Source organism: Proteiniphilum sp. UBA5384, from assembly GCF_002410825.1.
Lineage (GTDB): Bacteria > Bacteroidota > Bacteroidia > Bacteroidales > Dysgonomonadaceae > Proteiniphilum.
Window position 1 is genome coordinate 160,775 of the sequence record NZ_DHOS01000052.1, and the last position, 18,936, is coordinate 179,710.

At 42.4% G+C, this 18,936-nt stretch carries 14 protein-coding genes; 1 reads left to right on the plus strand and 13 read right to left on the minus strand.

Translation table 11 applies throughout. From position 1 onward, the window contains the following. Nucleotide 1: 1 nt before the first annotated feature. The 13 genes from B4G81_RS10455 to B4G81_RS10515 all read right to left on the minus strand — a co-directional run bounded on the left by B4G81_RS10455 (nt 2) and on the right by B4G81_RS10515 (nt 17,606). Nucleotides 2-3,169, minus strand: a complete 3,168-nt coding sequence (locus B4G81_RS10455; protein ID WP_294082258.1) for a SusC/RagA family TonB-linked outer membrane protein — start codon at nt 3,167-3,169, stop codon at nt 2-4. A 234-nt stretch (nt 3,170-3,403) separates the two neighbouring features. Beyond that, nucleotides 3,404-4,546, minus strand: a complete 1,143-nt coding sequence (locus tag B4G81_RS10460; protein ID WP_294082259.1) for a DUF4855 domain-containing protein — start codon at nt 4,544-4,546, stop codon at nt 3,404-3,406. A gap of 23 nt (nt 4,547-4,569) precedes the next feature. After that, nucleotides 4,570-5,793 carry an AGE family epimerase/isomerase gene (locus B4G81_RS10465; RefSeq protein ID WP_294082260.1) on the minus strand — a complete coding sequence of 408 codons (1,224 nt, stop codon included), beginning with the start codon at nt 5,791-5,793 and terminating at the stop codon, nt 4,570-4,572. Nucleotides 5,794-6,089: 296 nt separating this feature from the next. Further along, complete coding sequence (locus tag B4G81_RS10470; protein ID WP_294082261.1) at nt 6,090-6,899, minus strand: nucleotidyltransferase family protein; 810 nt, start codon at nt 6,897-6,899, stop codon at nt 6,090-6,092. Then, entirely contained in the window at nt 6,896-8,317 is a 1,422-nt protein-coding gene (locus tag B4G81_RS10475) for a RapZ C-terminal domain-containing protein (RefSeq protein WP_294082262.1), read from the minus strand. The genes B4G81_RS10470 and B4G81_RS10475 overlap by 4 nt, the downstream gene beginning before the upstream one ends. Before the next feature lie 50 nt (nt 8,318-8,367). Further along, entirely contained in the window at nt 8,368-10,335 is a 1,968-nt protein-coding gene (locus B4G81_RS10480) for an NAD(+) synthase (RefSeq protein ID WP_294082263.1), read from the minus strand. A gap of 40 nt (nt 10,336-10,375) precedes the next feature. Further along, nucleotides 10,376-11,809: a transglutaminase-like domain-containing protein gene (locus tag B4G81_RS10485; protein ID WP_294082264.1), complete on the minus strand. Its 1,434-nt coding sequence runs from the start codon at nt 11,807-11,809 to the stop codon at nt 10,376-10,378. A gap of 54 nt (nt 11,810-11,863) precedes the next feature. Beyond that, the gene (locus B4G81_RS10490; RefSeq protein WP_294082265.1) at nt 11,864-12,604 is read right to left on the minus strand and encodes an HAD hydrolase-like protein; all 741 of its coding nucleotides are present in this window, start codon (nt 12,602-12,604) and stop codon (nt 11,864-11,866) included. 174 nt (nt 12,605-12,778) lie between these two features. After that, the gene (locus tag B4G81_RS10495) at nt 12,779-14,128 is read right to left on the minus strand and encodes a glucose-6-phosphate isomerase (protein WP_294082266.1); all 1,350 of its coding nucleotides are present in this window, start codon (nt 14,126-14,128) and stop codon (nt 12,779-12,781) included. Nucleotides 14,129-14,183: 55 nt separating this feature from the next. After that, the gene (locus B4G81_RS10500; protein ID WP_294082268.1) at nt 14,184-15,179 is read right to left on the minus strand and encodes an NAD(P)H-dependent glycerol-3-phosphate dehydrogenase; all 996 of its coding nucleotides are present in this window, start codon (nt 15,177-15,179) and stop codon (nt 14,184-14,186) included. Next, the gene (gene lysS, locus B4G81_RS10505; protein ID WP_294082270.1) at nt 15,179-16,909 is read right to left on the minus strand and encodes a lysine--tRNA ligase; all 1,731 of its coding nucleotides are present in this window, start codon (nt 16,907-16,909) and stop codon (nt 15,179-15,181) included. Before lysS ends, B4G81_RS10500 begins: the two co-directional genes overlap by 1 nt. Before the next feature lie 350 nt (nt 16,910-17,259). Beyond that, entirely contained in the window at nt 17,260-17,472 is a 213-nt protein-coding gene (locus B4G81_RS10510; RefSeq protein ID WP_294082271.1) for a hypothetical protein, read from the minus strand. 11 nt (nt 17,473-17,483) lie between these two features. After that, entirely contained in the window at nt 17,484-17,606 is a 123-nt protein-coding gene (locus tag B4G81_RS10515) for a hypothetical protein (RefSeq protein ID WP_294082273.1), read from the minus strand. 280 nt (nt 17,607-17,886) lie between these two features. Between B4G81_RS10515 and dapA the strand changes: the two genes are divergently transcribed. After that, entirely contained in the window at nt 17,887-18,795 is a 909-nt protein-coding gene (dapA, locus tag B4G81_RS10520; RefSeq protein ID WP_294082275.1) for a 4-hydroxy-tetrahydrodipicolinate synthase, read from the plus strand. The last annotated feature ends 141 nt before the right edge of the window (nt 18,796-18,936 follow it).

The window sequence follows — 18,936 nt, forward strand, 5'->3', positions numbered from 1 at the left end:
GTTAAAAAGTTAGATTGATTCCGAATTCATACGTCCGCTGTTGCGGGTAATATCCATTTGTAATCTCAGGCATTTCCGGGTCTATATTGTATTTTGTCAATTCAGACCAAGTGAAGAGATTACTTCCGGTAAGCGTAAATCTAATGTTGTCAATTCCAATGTTGCGGACATAATTGTTTTTTAATGTATATCCCAGTTGGATATTTTTTAAGCGTAGATAACTACCGTTACGGATCCACCAGTCGGAAGCCCAGCCATTTGTGTTTCCCATTTCTGCGGCAATTGTTGTCAATCGGGTGAATTCTGAGTTGGGATTGTCCGGAGTCCAACTATTCTCGATCAGAAAATTAGGAGAATTTCCATTACCGAAGAAGGGGCGGGTAAGTATTGTAGCATCCACATGTCCATTGCCATATACACCACTTAAAAATACATCGGTGATGGCAGCTCCCTGGAAGAAAATAGAAAAATCGAAATCCCTCCATGCTGCTCCTATATTAAGGCCATACATGAGTTCCGGTAAATTACTGTTCCCTATGAATGTATAGTCTTGCGCCCGATCAATTTTTCCATCACTGTTCAAGTCCTTGTATCGGATGTCTCCTGGCCGGATTTGATCTTTACTTAAGTGTCCCAAAGTCGCACTATTGATGATATCTTCTTTATTCTGATAAAGGCCATCTGTTATGAATCCTATCTTTTCTCCCATTTTCCGACCTGTCCTTTTTTGATAATCAGGAGTATTTGGACTTTCATTCATTTTTAATATCTTATTGCGAGACCAGCCAACATTTCCTTTTATATTATATTGGAATTCGTTAATGTTATTCTGATGTGTCAATACCAATTCAAATCCTTTGTTGCTGACTTTTCCTCCGTTAATAGTGCTCGGATGGTTTCCTCCCAGAGAGGGTGGATAGATAGCACTACTCGAAATTAGGATATCCTTAGTTAATTTATAGAATAAATCAAATTCCATTCCAAAAATACCTTTGTTTAGCATTAACTCGTACCCAATATTATAGGTCGCAGTTTTTTCCCAGGTAATATTCCGGTTGATATTTCCCGCCGTATAGATTGAGATATACTCTTTATCTCCTATATAAAGTGTAGGTGGATTTGGATTCATCAAATTTAAATACTGGAAATCGCCAATACGGTCGTTACCTAATATCCCTACAGATGCACGTAATTTCAGATTTTCAATTTTATTCTTGTAGGGAGCGAAAAAAGATTCTTCCGATATTCTCCATCCGAAAGATGCTGCGGGAAAGAAGCCCCATCTGTTTTCCGGTGGAAATCGGACTGATCCGTCATAACGAGCAACCAGTTCTGCCAAGTACTTGTTTTCATAACTATAATTGATACGTCCTACGTAGCCGGCACGATTGAATTTATAACTTCCACCCCTGACACCTTCTGACTTTTTCCCTAATAATATGTCTTTTCCTAAATTTATTTCATGTAATGTGGTCAGGTCGAAACCTTGTACGGTTGCTCCAACGTTTTCACTTTTGTGTGAGGATTGTTCATATAAGAATAAAGCCGATATGTTGTGTTTCCCAAATGTGGCGGTATAGCTTATAGATGGTTGAACTGTTAATCGTTCAGCCTGAGAACTGTTGTTGGCCAATACAGCTTCTTTTGGATCCCCGTGATTAGCTTCTACAACCTCGTATTGTTCAGTTCTTATATTGTAGCTGTTCATTTTGAACTGCTCTCTCCATGATTTTGAAGTAGTATAATCTTTATCGTACGATGTCTTTAGTTTAAGATTTAAACCTTTGACCCAAGGTACATCCCACGCTAACGTCAATGAAGAAAGCAATACATTCAGAATTGAGTTGTTATATCCTGTGAGGTTATTATAGGCAATAGGATTGGATTTGTCGGACTCACTTATATTCGCTGCCACAGGTAATCCCTCATATTCGGTAGGAGTTATTGGAACCATACGTTGTGCCATGTTGATAGGATTATTCCATGCCTGATTTCCCACAGAGTAGTATCCCCCTTTGCGGTCTTCCTGTCGAGCTCCCAGGTCCAACCCTAATTTAAAACCATTCTTAAGGTTGACATCAATATTTGACCGGAGATTATATCTTTTGAATGAGAATTTGTCAAGAATTCCGTCTTGATCATAATATCCAATGGAGAGAAAATAGTTTGTGGTTTCATTGCCTCCATTTACTGAGATGTTGTGGTGGGTTGCCATAGCGCCATCTTTCATCAAGGCATTAAACCAATTAGTATTTGCATATTTACCTTCCGGATCTCCATTTAATACTTTATCATATACGGATTCCGTGAAGAGAGGTTCCATTCCATCCATTTCAAGGGCTTTATTATACCATTTGATAAAATCTGGTCCATTTAAAAATTTAGGATAGTTTGTATTCTGATTATACTGAATTTTCCCTGTATAAGTAATTTGCGGTTTTTGTATACGACCTCGTTTAGTTTTTATCAGAATAACCCCACCAGCTCCTTGCATACCATATACTGCGGCTGAAGAAGCATCTTTTAGTATTGTGATACTCTCTATTTCATTAGGATCTAAATTGTTGAATGATCTTTGAACATCATCCACAATAATCATAGGAGCAGCATCGCCTAACGTAGAGATACCGCGAATCCGGAGAGTTGAACCATCCGCTCCAGGCTGTCCTGATTTTTGTGTGGCAACTAAGCCTGGTAATTTTCCGGCTAATGCGCTTGTCAACTCACCAGATGGTGCGCGTATAATGTCTTTAGCGTCCACTTGTGCCACAGAGCCGGTCACGTGCATTTTCTTTTGTGTTCCATAGCCAACTACAACTACTTCATCCAGTAATTCCATGTCTTCAGACATAGTTATGTTTATATATGTCTGACCGTCTAGAGAAACATCTTGAGTCCTAAAACCTACATAAGTGAGTTCAAGTATAGCGTTCCTATCTGTGACACTGATACTAAACTCTCCATTCATATCTGTGGTTGTACCTTGTGCGGTACCTTTTATCACCACATTCACTCCGATTAAGCTTTCGCCTTTTGAATCTTTCACAGTCCCTCTAATATTACTTTGCGCAAATACATTGGTATTGCAAATCAGGAAGATGAAACAATTCAAAATAAACAGCGTTCGTTTTACTTTTCTTCCAAGGAAGAGTGATTTCATTTTTTTCATTGAACTTGGTTTAATTTTAATTTAACAATATGGCCAATTTTTTTTATTTGTTAGCAATTTCCTTTCCGGAAATTTAAGTCTTTGCTGACAGATTGATAGCCTTTAAGTGTATTTTAATTAGGTATTAATAGTTTATCTTCATGTAATGAAGTTGATTTCAATGATAATATTGTACGCGATTGCCTACTTTCCAGCTGTTTGGGATCACGTAAGAATCCCATGTTCATTTCATATTCAATTTTTTTTAAAGTTTACGTCTTGTCTTTTTATAATAATATCTGTCAGTCTATTATACAGTTGTTGGTCTTCCGGATCTTTCGATTGTGACAGTTGGTAAAAAGCATCACCTCCTTGGTAATAGGCAACTTTTAAAGTATCAAATACTCCATATTTTGTGAATACATCTAAGTAATCACTCAACCGATATCCCCATCCACTGCTGGCTAAAACTCTTTCATCAAATTCAATTTCCATATGCATGAAGTTATCCTTAGCCCTTTGGCAGGCTTTTTCTAATTGGGAGTAAGGAACACTTTCATTAAAAAAATAATTAGGTTGGTAATAAATCTGGTTAAATCCAAGGGTTTGCCATTCCTCATATCCATCAGAATTAAAATAAGGGATCCAGTAAAAATCATAGCCTTTTTTATAAATATAATTTGCAACATATTTAGCAAGATCGCGACTATTGGTTGCTTCCTCAGCTAACCAATAGAATCCAACTAATTCTACATGTTTTAAATTTGCTTTTTTAAAAAGTTGTTCCGCATATTCAATATACCATTCACAAGCAGCTAACCGATCTTTCCGATTCGAAAAATCCATCTTTTGATTCTTTAACTCCCCCCAGTCTTTCTGGTTGGGGATTGGTTCAGGTATGCTCAATATCACTTTTCTTTTCTCGATTGTACCGTCTATAATGCGGCTCTTCACTAACTCATCTATCTGTTCATTGAGTGCATGAATAGCATTGTTTTTGATAAAAAAGTTCTCTAAAAGTTTTTCCCATTCGATTTTCCGGGCAGCTGCTTTTTCATAACCAGATGCGAATCCTCGTCCATTTCCATCTTTAATTTCCAAAAACAGGAATCCGTCAAATAGTAAATTACTTTCACCCTCTTTTTCCGTAAATATATAGGGAGCGAAATGGCTTTTATCCCATTTTATATTTCGGTGTGCTCCTCCATCATAAATCAAAACCAAATCATTTGGGACTGCTTTATGATGTTTTAGATTGTCCAATTCAATATCTTCTTTAAAGATAAGATCTTCATCTGTTTTATTACCATGGCTATTTGAGCAAGCGAGGATAGATGTTATTATTGCTGGAAGTATTAAAGAATATTGAACAGTTATATGAAAAGGCGTTTTTCCCATTTCTTGTCTATTTATTTATCGGTTTATAATCCTACATTAGAAAGTGATTGTTTATGTTCTTTTGATTCTATTTCGGTCCTATTTATTTCTTCCAGCACCTTCCAGCACTGGTACAATCCCCTTGGTACATGGAAGCATCCTTTCCATTTACCTCCTTTCAAATCCAACAATACTTCCCCGCGACGATTCAAATACCCCCACCATTCCGGGTATTCCGGGTCTTTGAAATGGTTCCAAGTGTAATCGTGTACTTTTTTAAACCATTGGAGAGACTCCTCGGAGCCGGTTAAATGATATCCTTTCAGCAGTGATATCAACGCTTCCACATGTACCCACCACAGTTTCTGGTCCCATTCCAATTCCTGTAGAGGGGCTCCCTTCCTGTCCATAAAGTAAAAGATGCCGTCATACTTTTTATCCCAGCCATATTCTATTGTTCTTAGGGTAGTCTCTGTAGCTTTTTCTATCAGTTTGGGGCGGTTGAGCCGTACTCCCAGGTCCATGATGAACCACATCGCTTCTATCCCGTGTCCCGGATTCACCAGACGTCCACCAAAGGTATCGGACAGGGTGCCGTCCCGGTTCACATTTTCTACGATAATCCCTCCCAATTCAGGGCGCAGGAATACCTCCATCACTTCATGGATGCATTCTTCCATAGTGCGTTCAATGATCTCCTTGTCGAGCAGATGCTCAATTTCGAGGGTGAGATTACTCAGAATCATCGGTAGGGAAAATCCTTTGAGCGGACGTGTCCCGGGATAGGCTTTATTCCATTTTCCTTTTGGATTATTTTTTTTGGAAAGGATATTTTCGAAAGTGCGTTTGGCAATGTCGGCATATTCCTGGTTGCCGGTTGCCAGGCTCAATTGTCCAAATCCCATCGCTGCAAAAGTATAAGAAAAGATATTATAGGGTTCTACCAATGGGTTCCCTTCCCGGGTAAGTGAAAAATACCAGTTGAAGTTCCCGTCATGGCCATGTCTTTTCAAAAATTCGGCTCCCTGTATGGCGCAATCGAGCCATTCCTGACGTTTTTCTACCTTATTGTACAGCATTGAAAATAGCCATACCTGGCGACCCTGAAGCCAGATGAATTTATCAGTATCAAATACATTCCCCTGACGATCGAGACAGGTGAAGTATCCGCCGAATTCTTTGTCCTGTGAATGGGTGAGCCAGAAAGGAAGTACACTCTCAAATAATTCAGTTTTATATTGTGATGTCATCAAGTTAAAGTTATTCATTTTATACATTTTAATTATAATTTAATTATGTATTCGCTAATAATATAATAATTATTTTATATGATACGACAAATTAAAAGTAATAAATTTAAATATGCAAGCTTTTAAATAAAATAATTTATTAAATAGAGTGTCGTTAAATAATCTTAACTAATAAGGTGTCGCAGTAATTAAGGAATTAAGTTAAAAAAAGGGAGGCGTCAATTTGATGTCTTGTTCATCGTCGCTCCATATTTTTTCTATAGATAATCCCATGCTTATGTATTCCTTAAAAGAATAACTAGGAGGTGGTATTGTCAGCAAAGTTGATCCAAAAACTGTATTGCTTCTTGCAGAGAGTCTATTTTTCCTACATCAATTATTTTCAGGTTCCCGGGGATATAATAGTCGATATTTTCTTTATTGCAGATAGAGAGGTAAAAGTCGATGATGGAGAAACGATCCGGAAGATTAGGCATATATTGGAAAATGTCAGGATGGAGAATTTGTATTCCCGCAAAAGCCAGTTTCCTGTAATGCCGGGGATCGAAATAGGGGAAAGGTGATTTTATTTCACCGGTTTTTTCATTGATCCATCCTTTTAGGCGGTTGTCGTTATCAAATAGAAGATAACGGGATGTCTTTCGTTCGCTGCAGACGAGGGCTGCTATCGGATTGTTTTGGATGGAGTGTATATCCGTTTCGTCTAACCGGTACTGACCGGATTGTAGCTGTGGCCCCAGAAAGTTACTCTGTGTGCATGTATCATATAGTTTTCGTAAGTCAATATTGGAAAGTATATCCACATTATGCACCAGGAACGGCTTGTTATCATTAAAAAATGGAGCTGTCTTTTTAATCCCTCCACCGGTGTCTAACAGTTTTTCCCGCTCATCTGAGAATTCGATATGAATGCCAAAACAATGGTTAGCCTCCACAAAATCGATAATCTGCCCCGCAAAATGGTGCACATTGATGATAATCTCATCGAATCCGGAGGCTTTCAGTTTTTCGATAGTATGTTGCAATAACGGTTTTCCCCCGACCGGCACTAATGCTTTCGGCATAGTGTTGGTAAGGGGTTTGAGCCGTGTGCCAAGCCCGGCAGCAAATATCATCGCTTTCATCTTTTCCTGAACTCCTGTTCGATATTCTGTTCGCGGTGTACCAACGAGACTTTGACTCCGAATTTCTTCGAGATGTGTTCTGCTGTTTTCTGGGCAGCGTAGACCGAGCGGTGTTGACCGCCGGTACACCCGAATGAGATCATCAGATCGGTGAAACCGCGGTCTTTGTACCGTTTCACATGCTTATCTACCAAAGGATATATATTGTCAAGGAACTCCATTATTTCACCATCTTCTTCCAGAAACTGGATTACCGGTTCATCCAGACCGGTTACATTATTATATCGTTCATATTTTCCCGGATTATTGATGGCACGACAATCGAATACATAACCTCCTCCATTGCCGGAGCTGTCGTTGGGGATCCCCTTTTTATAGGCGAAGCTATAGACACGCACTTTCAGTTCACGCTTCTGGGTGTCGGCGAATTGTTTCAACTCCGTCATCTCCCTCAATATGCCGGTGAGATAAGGATACTCTTCAAATCCTTCTTTCAGCAAATCCCGGAGGTTGTTCAGCGCGAAAGGTATACTTTGGATAAAATGCGGTTTCTTCTCGAAATATCCCCTGAATCCATAAGCTCCCAGCACCTGTAATGTGCGGAATAGCACAAACTGGCGCAATTGTTTCAGAAAATCGACGTCATCCACCGGTTGGTATTTTTGCAAAGAGCCAATATATGTATGGACAAGTTCATTCCTCAACTCCTCAGGGAAATTGGCTTTTGCCTGCCAGAGGAATGAGGCCACATCATAATAGACCGGACCTTTCCTGCCGCCCTGGAAATCGATAAACCATGGATTTCCGTCCACCAACATCACATTACGCGACTGGAAATCGCGGTACATAAAAGTTTCCGATTGATCCTGCAGCAGGTTTTCCATCAACTTTTCAAAGTCAGTCTCCAGCGGGTCTTCCAGAAAATCCATGCCGGTCGTTTTCAGGAAATTATATTTGAAATAATTCAAATCCCAATATACGGAACGGTGGTTGAATTCCGGTAGGGGATAGCAGACATTGAAATCAAGTCCCTGTGCGCCCTTCACCTGAAAATCGGCAAGCATCGCAATGGTTTTGTGCAGGAGTACTTTTTCTTCATGACTGAAAACGCCTGTCAGTCTGCCACCTTTTATGGCGTCGAACAGGACATTATTTCCCAGATCTTGTTGGATATAGCACATTTTATCCTTTGAAACGGCGAACACCTCGGGCGTGTTCAGTTGTTGCCGGTGAAAATGGCGGGACAATTCTATGAATGCACGATTCTCCTCGAGCGATTCTCCATGCACGCCAATAAGTGATACATCATCCTTTTTTAGACGGAAATATCGCCTGTTTGACCCGGAAGTGGGTAAAGCATCCAGTGTAGGACTGGTTTTGCCGGTATAGGAGGTGAAGAGGGATATTAATTGTTGCATGTAGTATGGTTTCTATTACAAAAATTATAGGTTTATATTGCTCTTTGATATCATTCCCATTCATCCAGTTCCGCCAGCCAGATATTTGCCGACGCATCACTTGGCATGCGCCAGTCACCGCGGGGAGAAAGGTTCACGGAGCCTACCTTGGGGCCGTCCGGCATGCAGGAGCGTTTGAACTGTTGGGCAAAGAAACGTCTATAGAATAGTTTCAGCCATTTCACCAGTTCCTCCAGGGAATATTTTCCGTCAAAAGCTTGTTCGGCCATGAAACGTATGCGTGTGGGTGCGTCGCCATAGCGTAGCATACGGTGTAGAAAAAAGTCGTGCAGTTCATAGGGCCCCACGAAATGTTCGGTTTCCTGTGCGATCTTACCATCATCACCGGCCGGTAGCAGTTCGGGACTGAAAGGTGTGTCAAGTATATCGTGTAAAATAGCACGTGCACTTTCGTCATTGATACGGCTATCGGCAATCCACCTGACAAGGGTAGCAACCAGCGTCTTGGGCACACTCGTATTTACGCCGTACATCGACATGTGATCACCGTTGTAGGTGGCCCATCCAAGTGCCAGTTCCGACATATTACCGGTACCTACCACCAGTCCGCCGATCTTATTGGCATAATCCATCAGTATTTGGGTACGTTCGCGTGCCTGACTGTTTTCATAAGTCACGTCAAGAAGGGCGATATCCTGTCCGATATCCTTGAAATGTTGGATGACAGCGTCCTTGATAGATATTTCCTTCACGGTCACACCCAGCGATTTCATCAGGGAGATGGCGTTGCCATATGTCCTGTCGGTAGTGCCGAAGCCGGGCATGGTGATACCGTAGATATTTTCATGTGGGAGACCCAACAGATCGAATGTCTTCACGGTTACCAGCAACGCCAGAGTTGAATCCAGTCCACCTGAAATCCCTATGGTTACTTTCCTGATGCCGGTATGTATCAGCCGCTTGGCTAATCCATGGGTTTGAATATCAAAAATCTCGGAAAGGCTCTCGTCATACATTGCTTGAGAAGGAATAAAAGGATGAGGGTTGAATTTGCGGTACATTTTGTCCGGTATCACAAAATCAATATAACAGTTGATTTCCTTTTTCTGGTGATATATGACGGATGGATAGTTGCTGTTTTTCAGCCGGTCGAAGCGCAATACATCGATATCGATATCGGAGATGATAAGTTCGCTTTCTGCCGAGAACCGTTCCGCTTCTGCCAGTATGGATCCGTTTTCGGCAATGAAACAGGCTCCGGAAAAGACCATGTCGGTAGTGGATTCACCCCAGCCGGCCGAAGCGTAAATATAAGCCACGTTGCATCGCCCTGATTGTTGCAATACCAGTGATTTACGGTAATGGTTCTTGCCTACCAGTTCGTTGCTTGCCGAGAGGTTAAAGATGATGTCCGCTCCCTGCATTGCCAGTTCGGATGAAGGAGGAACTGGCATCCAGAGGTCTTCACAGATTTCCACGCCAAAACTGCCGAATGGAGTGTCAAAGATCATCCCTCTCGATGCGATGGGTATCTTGCAGTTCTCAATATCCTCTGCGGGATCAAAGTTATTACCCTCTATGGTTACCGTGAAATCGGAAAGGTTGTCTCCGGAAGTGAACCATCTTTTTTCATAGTACTCGTTATTGTTGGGGATGTAAGTTTTGGGTACAAAACCCAGAATACCCTTCCCCGACAATACGGCAGCTACATTGTAAAGATTGTTTTTGATACACAAGGGAAGTCCTACGATAACGATCAAGGAAGGCTTTTCTTTCAGAAAACGGATCAATTCGTATAATGACTCCAGCGCTTTCTGTTGCAATGCTTTCTGGAAGAACAGATCGCCGCAGCTATAAGCCGTGATGCACAGTTCGGGAAAGCAGAGTAACTGTACTTTTTCCTGCTCTGCCTGCTCTATGACCCGTTTTATTTCTTCGGTGTTGTAATGGCAGTCCGCCACCTTTAATTTTGGAGATGCGGCTGCTACACGTATAAATCCATAATCATTTATATTCATGCCACTGTCTTGTTTTTACAAAGGTAATGAATAGAATCCATTATTGATAGCTTACATCCATCCTATATTTCCATTGGTCGAAATAAAGATTCCATTGGCCGGATTCTACCTCACCGCGTTGAAAATCTACCGTTTCGCTACGAGGGAATCTCTTCCCGGGATAAAATTCTCCTGAAAAACCGGAATTGATATACAAACGATAGGAGTCGATGCCACTCATAAAGAATTCCCGTCCCGACTGGATAGGCACTTCCGGTCCACGACCAAATGAAATATCTACCGGAACCCAACCGGTACCTTCAAAATAGACCTCCGCCCAATCGTGCAGGTTCACCTCTCCCGGGTGGGTCATCCATCCGCTTTGCCAGCGGGCCGGCACGCCTTTGTATCGCAACATGGTGATTAATAACAATGCTACCTGTCCGCAGTCGCCTTTGCGATTTTCGATAACATATTCCGGAATATTGGCGATGGTGGAATATTCCAATGCGCTTGCCCAGGGGTAATTGGTTGCGATATGACGATATACCGCCCGAAGGATTTCTATCGGGGTTTCTGTATTCCGGGTTATGCTGTCGGTCAGCTGCCGGATAGTCCGGGAAAATCTGATATGTGGCTTCTGTTCCGCGGTATATGTTTGGATCAGCGTATTATTTTTATCATAAGGAGTAGCTTCTATCTCTGATAAATTAAACCACTCCCCGCGGGAGGAAAACTCAAAATCGATCCAAAAAACGGTCGGTTCACTTGCTACGGCTTTTTGTTCCATATAAAGGCTCGTATGTGCTGTTTTGTCGTCAGACAGTATGTAATCAGGTTGTGAGGTTGCGAGCAGTTTCACATTGGTTTGTCTGTCGATATCCTTTCTGGGGAATGGTAGCCATGCTTTCACTAATTCTCCGTCCGGCACCGCATTTGCATTTACGGTCAGTGTGTAGCGAGCCTTCATCTTTTTTTCGGGGAGAAGGTATTTCCCTTTCGTATCACTGGTGATTTTGTGATTGAAGGCATCGATCAATAGAGTATCACGAGGAATATCCGAGCCAGGAACAGCTGTCGGACTCAGTTCTATTGCCGAAGCATTCACCCTGAAGAGGTTGGGTGCCGCATTCCGGAAATACCGTTTCTCTCCGTCGATAACCCTGAACTCAAGTGTTTTTGATTGTTCCCAGTTATATAGCAGTGAATCGGAAGGGGTAAACAAGCGATTACTTTCGATCCATCCGACAATCTCTTCCTTCGTTTTATTGAAATCCAGTTTTACCCGATGCAGGGAATCCCGGATAAACAGAAGATTCCTTTGCTGTAGTTCTCCGATTTGCCTTCCGGCAACAAGAGAATCGATCAGTTCCATCGCTCTTGTGAAATTTCCCCTTGCGATTTCTTTGTTGATCTCCTCAGCGGGAATCTGTTGCTTTGGAGAAGAGCAGCCGGCCAGTAGCAGAAGAACCAGTAATTTCAAAGCCGTTCTCATTGGGTGGTGTTTAAGTTAAAATTACTTCTCTACGCGGGTACAGTTTCAATTGGATTAAATTGTGATTGTCCGGGATAATCGTAGTATTTCCGGCAAGGCCTCAAGCAACTCTTCCATTGAATGGAAAACGATTGAAGCGCCTGCATTGGTCAGTATGGAGTCGGGGAGAGGTCCCGTATTCACTGCAATGGTGAATATCCCCGCCGCAACGGCCGATTCGATACCCAACGGAGCATTCTCTATCGCGAGAGCCTGGTTGGGTTTCAGATTTCCCCCTTTTTGTAAGCCCATCAGGTAGGGTTCGGGATCCGGTTTCCCGTGTTCCACATCGAAAGCGGTCACCATCGTCTCAGGTGTGAATATTCCGGGAAAATGAGTATCTAACCGGTCCAGCAACGAGGGTTGACCGGAGCCGGTAACGAGTACGGACTTAAGTCCATTCACTTGTACATAATTCAATATCTCTGTAGCTCCGGGAATAAGTTCTCCGCTGTTATATTGCTGGAACAGCTCACTTTTACGGGCATACACTTTTGTCACTTCTGCGTCCGTGGCATTACGCTGTAGATTCCGTTGAAAAACTGTGTCAATGGTTGATTTTCCTATCCTTCCTTCCTGCAGGTAAAATTCGTTGGGGAGGTGTTTCAGCCCCCATTCATCCATCGTCTGCTGCCACGATTTGTCATGGGCGGGCATGGAGTCATACAGCACGCCATCCATATCGAAGAGGAGCGCTTTCAGGTCGAATTTGGAAAAATGATTTTTTTGAAGATATTGTGCAAGAATTTTGATCATTTTTTAGAATTGTAGTTTTAATTCAGCGGTTGACATTGCTTCAGATTTTTTATAGTTCGAGGCGCCTTTTTTATGCTTCAAATATAAATGATTTTCTTTTGGTAACCAAATAGATGGATAAAAAAATCGGACAAACAGATGCTTGCCCGATTCTCTCGATAGGTAGTTATTGGCTTATAACCTTGCTTTAATTGCTTTTGTAGCTTCTTCGTAACCCGGTTTTTCGAGCAGGGCGAACATGTTTTTTTTATAGGCCTCCACTCCCGGTTGGTTGAAAGGATTGATTCCAAGCAGGTAACCACTGATGCCACATGCTTTCTCGAAGAAATAGATCAACTGTCCTATATATTTTTCGTTTAGCTGGGGTATTTCTATCGTCAGATTGGGCACGCCGCCGTCCACATGGGCGATGCGCGTTCCCAGTTCAGCCATTTTGTTGACTTCATCCACCCGTTTTCCTTTTAGGTAATTCAACCCGTCGAGATCTCTATTGTCGTGAGGAATCAGCACTTTCTCGTTAGCTTCACCAATCGTGACCACCGTTTCAAAGATGGTGCGCTCGCCTTCCTGTATCCATTGTCCCATGGAGTGCAGGTCGGTGGTGAAATCGACTGCTGCCGGGAATATCCCCACGCCTTCCTTACCCTCGCTTTCGCCGTAGAGTTGCTTCCACCATTCGGCCAGAAAATGGAGTTTGGGATGATAGTTCACTAAAATTTCGATTTTCTTGCCCCGTCTGTACAATTCATTGCGGATTACAGCGTAGATAGCGGGAAGGTTGTAATCGAACGAAGTAGAAGGCATGGTTGCTTTTTCTATTTCCAGAGCGCCGGCAACCAGTTTGCGGATATCGATTCCTGCCACGGCAATTGGAAGTAATCCTACCGGCGTGAGTACCGAATAACGTCCTCCCACATTGTCGGGGATAACGAATGTCTTATAACCTTCCGTATCAGCTAATGTGCGAAGGGCGCCTCTTGAGGCATCGGTGATTGCCACGATCCGTTGTCTGGCTTCTTCTTTGCCTACTTTTCCCTCCAACTGGTCTTTCAGCAAGCGAAAGGCTATAGCCGGTTCAGTGGTCGTTCCTGATTTGGAGATATTGATGATGCCGAATTGTTTGCCATCGATATACCCCATCAGTTCACAGAGGTAATCTTCGCTGATGTTATTTCCGGCATAAAGGATTACCGGATTTTTACGGTCTTTCTTTTCTTGTAACCAGTCGAATGAGGAAGAGAGGGCGTCAATCACCGCACGGGCACCAAGGTAACTGCCGCCAATCCCTACCACTACGACTATATCGCAGTGTGTACGGAGAACGATTGCCGCGTCTTCAATCTCTCTCAATACCTGGTCTGTAATGGAGGAAGGAAGTGTTACCCATCCCAGAAAATCGTTGCCTTCACGTGAGCCGTCATGGAGTGCTTGATTACAAGCTGTAGCCTGTACCGACTGTTTCAGAATATCCTCTTCCGAAATAAACCCGGAAAGATCTTTAATGTGTAATTGAATCGTATCCATCTTTGTTGATTTACTGATTTGTTGATTTACTGATTTGTTGATTGAAAGAGGTTTTTTAAAAGAAATCAATGAGTTTTTTGATGCCGTTTTGTGGTGGCAATTTCTCATAAAGAATCCTATACACTGTTTCGGCAATAGGCATATCGATATTGAAAAGGCTGTTCATGTCATGGATGCACTTTGCGCCATAAAAACCTTCGGCAATCATCCCCATTTCCAGTTGTGCAGTCTTCACGGAGTACCCTTTTCCGATCATTGCTCCAAGTGTCCTGTTTCTACTGAACTGTGAATAACCGGTCACCAGCATATCTCCCAGATAATGTTGCTCGGCGATGTTCCGTTCAAGTGGAACCACTCCATTGAGAAAGCGTTCCATTTCTTTGGTGCAATTAGACATCAGCACCGCCTGAAAGTTGTCGCCATAGAGTAATCCCTGGCAAATCCCCGCAGCGATAGCGTATATATTTTTCAGTACTGCGGCCAGTTCAATGCCTGTCACATCATCTGAAACCTTCACTTTGAGAATTCTCGAATCAATTGCTTCGGCAAGTAGTTTTGCTTTTTTCTGATCCTTGCTGGCAGCAGTCAGGAACGAGAGCCGTTCCATTGCCACCTCCTCTGCATGGCAGGGACCCGAAAGGACACCTATATTTTCGATCGGTATTTTAAAATTAGAAGCAAGAAATTCGCTCATCACCCTATTTTCGTTCGGGATAATCCCCTTCAATGCTGATACCATGAATTTCCCGTGAAAAGTATTATTCCATAGACGACGAAAATATTGTTTCACGTAGGGGGAAGGGATGGCAATAATAACCGTATCCGACTCCTTGATAGCTTTTTCCATATTGGAGTGGAAAGTGATCTGGGCAAGGTTGAATTTCACATTGGTCAGGTAGTTGGGATTGTGACCGAGCTTATAAAATCCATCTATCTGATCGTCCCGCCGGATGAACCAATTGATATGTTTCTGGTTCATCAATACGATTTTTGCCAGCGCCGTTCCCCAGGTGCCGGCGCCCAGAATGCAGATTTTACCGATAGAGTCCATTATTCTGATGCCTTGGCTACCCATGCTTTCACCTCATCGGGGGTGGGGTTGGGTAGATTCAATTTGAATTTTTTATTCAATCCGCATATCTCCTGGTGAAGCTTATTGGGATTTGTTTCTTCAATATTTTTCACATGGATATATCCTGCCTGTTGGAGTGGTTCTACCCATTCTTGTGGTATGCCGATATCGGTATATTTTGATACACCATCTTTTTTAACTGTTTTTTCCGGACGCATCATCGGGAAAAGTAACACTTCCTGTATGGATGTCTGTCCTGTAAGTAACATGGCAAGCCTGTCCATCCCGATACCCATCCCTGAAGTGGGAGGCATGCCGTATTCTAAGGCGCGCAAGAAGTCCTGGTCGATGAACATCGCTTCGTCATCTCCTTTCTCCGAGAGGCGGAGTTGTTCTTCAAACCGTTCGCGCTGGTCGATCGGGTCATTTAATTCCGTATAGGCATTGGCCAATTCTTTTCCGTTGACCATCAACTCAAACCGTTCGGTCAGTTCAGGGTTTTCCCGGTGCCGTTTACAGAGAGGCGACATCTCGATGGGATAGTCGATAATGAAAGTGGGCTGGATATATTTCCCTTCGGCTTTTTCACCAAAAATCTCGTCAATCAGTTTGCCTTTTCCCATGGTCTCATCCTGTTCCACTCCCAATTGTTTGCATATATCACGCAGTTGACCCTCATCCATTCCGCTGATATCGATGCCTGTGTGTTCCTTGATAGCCTCAATCATAGTCACCCGCCGGTAGGGTGCTTTGAAATCAATCTCATGAACACCTACTTTTGTTTTTGTTGTTCCGAGCACTTTCATTGCAACATGCTCCAGCATTTGTTCGGTGAATTCCATCATCCACTTATAGTCTTTATAAGCGACATATATCTCCATTACTGTGAATTCAGGGTTATGGGTCCTGTCCATCCCCTCATTGCGGAAGTTGCGTGAAAACTCGTATACGCCCTCAAATCCTCCTACGATCAACCGCTTTAAATAGAGTTCATTGGCGATACGGAGATAGAGCTCGATATCCAACGCATTCATGTGGGTGACGAATGGTCGTGCTGCCGCTCCACCGGGGATACTTTGCAATACCGGAGTATCTACTTCAAGATAGCCATAGCTGTTGAAGAATTCACGCATGGCGTCGAAAATATGGGTGCGCTTCACGAAGATATCTTTTACTTCGTCGTTCACCAGCAGGTCTACATATCGCCTGCGGTATCTCAGCTCGGGATCGGAGAATTTATCGTATGCCACGCCGTCTTTCATCTTTACAACAGGCAGTGGTTTCAGTGATTTTGAAAGCAGGGTGAGGTTTTGTGCATGTACAGAGATTTCCCCCGTCTTGGTGCGGAAAACAAAACCCTCTATTCCTACGAAATCGCCGATATCTGTCAATCGCTTGAAGACGGTATTATAGCGTTCTTTGTCTTCACCGGGACAAATATCATCGCGGGTAATATAAACTTGTATACGCCCTTGAGAGTCCATCAACTCGATGAACGATGCTTTTCCCATGATCCGGCGGCTCATGATGCGGCCGGCGATACTTACCTGACGGATTGCTCCCTCGTCCTTAAACTCACTTTTTATGTCGGTAGAATAAGCGTTTACATCATACAGAGCGGCAGGATAGGGTTCTATTCCCAACGCTCTCAACTCTTCCAGGCTTTGCCGGCGTATGACCTCTTGTTCACTCAGTTCTGAAATATGCATAAGTCGGATTTGAATTTCATTAGCCGCTTTAACGGATAGGACACGGCTATTTATCGGCAAAAGTACAAAATAATTCAGAAATAAACATAAATATTCGTTATAACATTGTCAAACAGATTTGTTCATTAAACCTATTCTAAATTGGAGAAAAATTTCCTTAATTTGAAGTGGTTTTGTATATTTGTACGATTATTTGATCATTATGATTGAATATTTTCCGGATTATAGAATAGGATTGTCCCCTTAAAATGACATTTTGTTAATATCTTACACCATGTGATGATGAATATTGATCAAATAAATGAAATAGTGAGTGGGGAATTACTTTTTATACCCGATACCCCAAATTGTTATACGACAGCCTTTGCGTCGGATCTGATAAGTGATATGCAGTCGTTAGCGCATTTATTGCCCACATAGAGTGGTGCAAACAGAACGATGCGGTTGCCGTAAGCTTTAGTCTTGAGCATCCTTGCCCCTTCTCTAATAAGTCGTACCGATTCCTGATCGGCGGCATTGATAAGGATTGCGGTTTCTTCCAGATTCAGTCGATTTTTGGACAATGACTTATTGATCACGGGTGCACCTTGTCGGGAGAAGAGGCTGTATTATTCAGGTACTCCCATATCTCACCTGCATCTATAAACAGTTTCATGGGAATATTCGGAATACGGTATGTTTCAGGTTTAAATTGCATAAGAAAAATATTTACTCTCACACTTACAAAGATAACATTATCAGTACAATTTAGCCGTTGTGCTTCGATATAATTTTCAACTTGATTAAAAATATATATCTTTGTAGTTCTGGATCATTTTGTTTATTATACAAGTGTTCCGAAAATAAACTGCTGGAAAAAAACAACTATTTCGTTGAAAAACCCGAATAGAACGCACGTTTACTTGCATTATGTCGTTGAGAGAATTAAAAATCGAGCCGCGGAGGCGACTCACATAATCTAATGTAACTGAACTTTCATGTCAAAAGTTGACTTTCAAGGCTTGGGGGTGGCCTTAATCACTCCCTTTAAAGAGGATAATTCCATAGATTACGAAGCGCTTTCCCGATTGATAGAATTCCAACTGGAGAGCGGCACCAATTATATAGCGGCAATGGGTACGACTGCCGAACCCCCTACGCTCTCAAAGAAAGAGAAGCGGGATGTAGCCGGTTTTATAGTAGATCGTGTGAAAGGGAGAATTCCGGTGGTATTGGGAGTGGGTGGCAATAATACCGCCGATCTGGTAGATGAACTGAAGAATACTGATTTTTCAGGGATAAGCGCCATATTGTCTGTCACCCCTTATTACAATAAACCCACGCAAGAAGGTCTTTATCAGCATTATTGCACTTTATCGCAGGCCTCGCCCCTTCCTGTTATCCTTTATAATGTGCCCGGGAGAACCGGTGTGAATATGTCTGCCGAAACCACCTTGCGTTTAGCCCGTGACTGTAGCAACATTCTTGCTGTGAAAGAGGCCTCGGGTGATCTTGAACAGATTAAAACGATTATAAATAATGCTCCTGAAGGATTTCATGTTATATCGGGAGATGATGCCATCACTACCGACGTGATTTCACTTGGGGGGATAGGTGTAATTTCGGTTTTTGCCAACGCTTTTCCCGGTGAAATGGCATGGTTAGTGAAGAATGCCCTCGAGGGAAATGCGACGGATGCACACCATAAGATGGATGCCAATTTTGATGCGCTTTTCCGGCTTATGTTCGTGGAGGGCAATCCTGCGGGTGTAAAATGCCTTCTCCATCTGAGAGGTATGATCCATAACAAGCTTCGGTTACCATTGGTTCCTGTAAGTGAGAAAACAAGGCGGGAGATAAAGAGGGAACTAGATAAATATGTTAAAAAAGAATTTTTTAGGCAATAAAATGGTAAAATTAAAATATAATGATATAAATTTGCGACAAATTAATTGAAAAAGTAGAGACAAATGAGATTTAAGTCAGAAAGCCGCACAATAGGCCTCTTTTTGTTAACAATTATTAACGGGGGGGGGGGGCAAATCCAA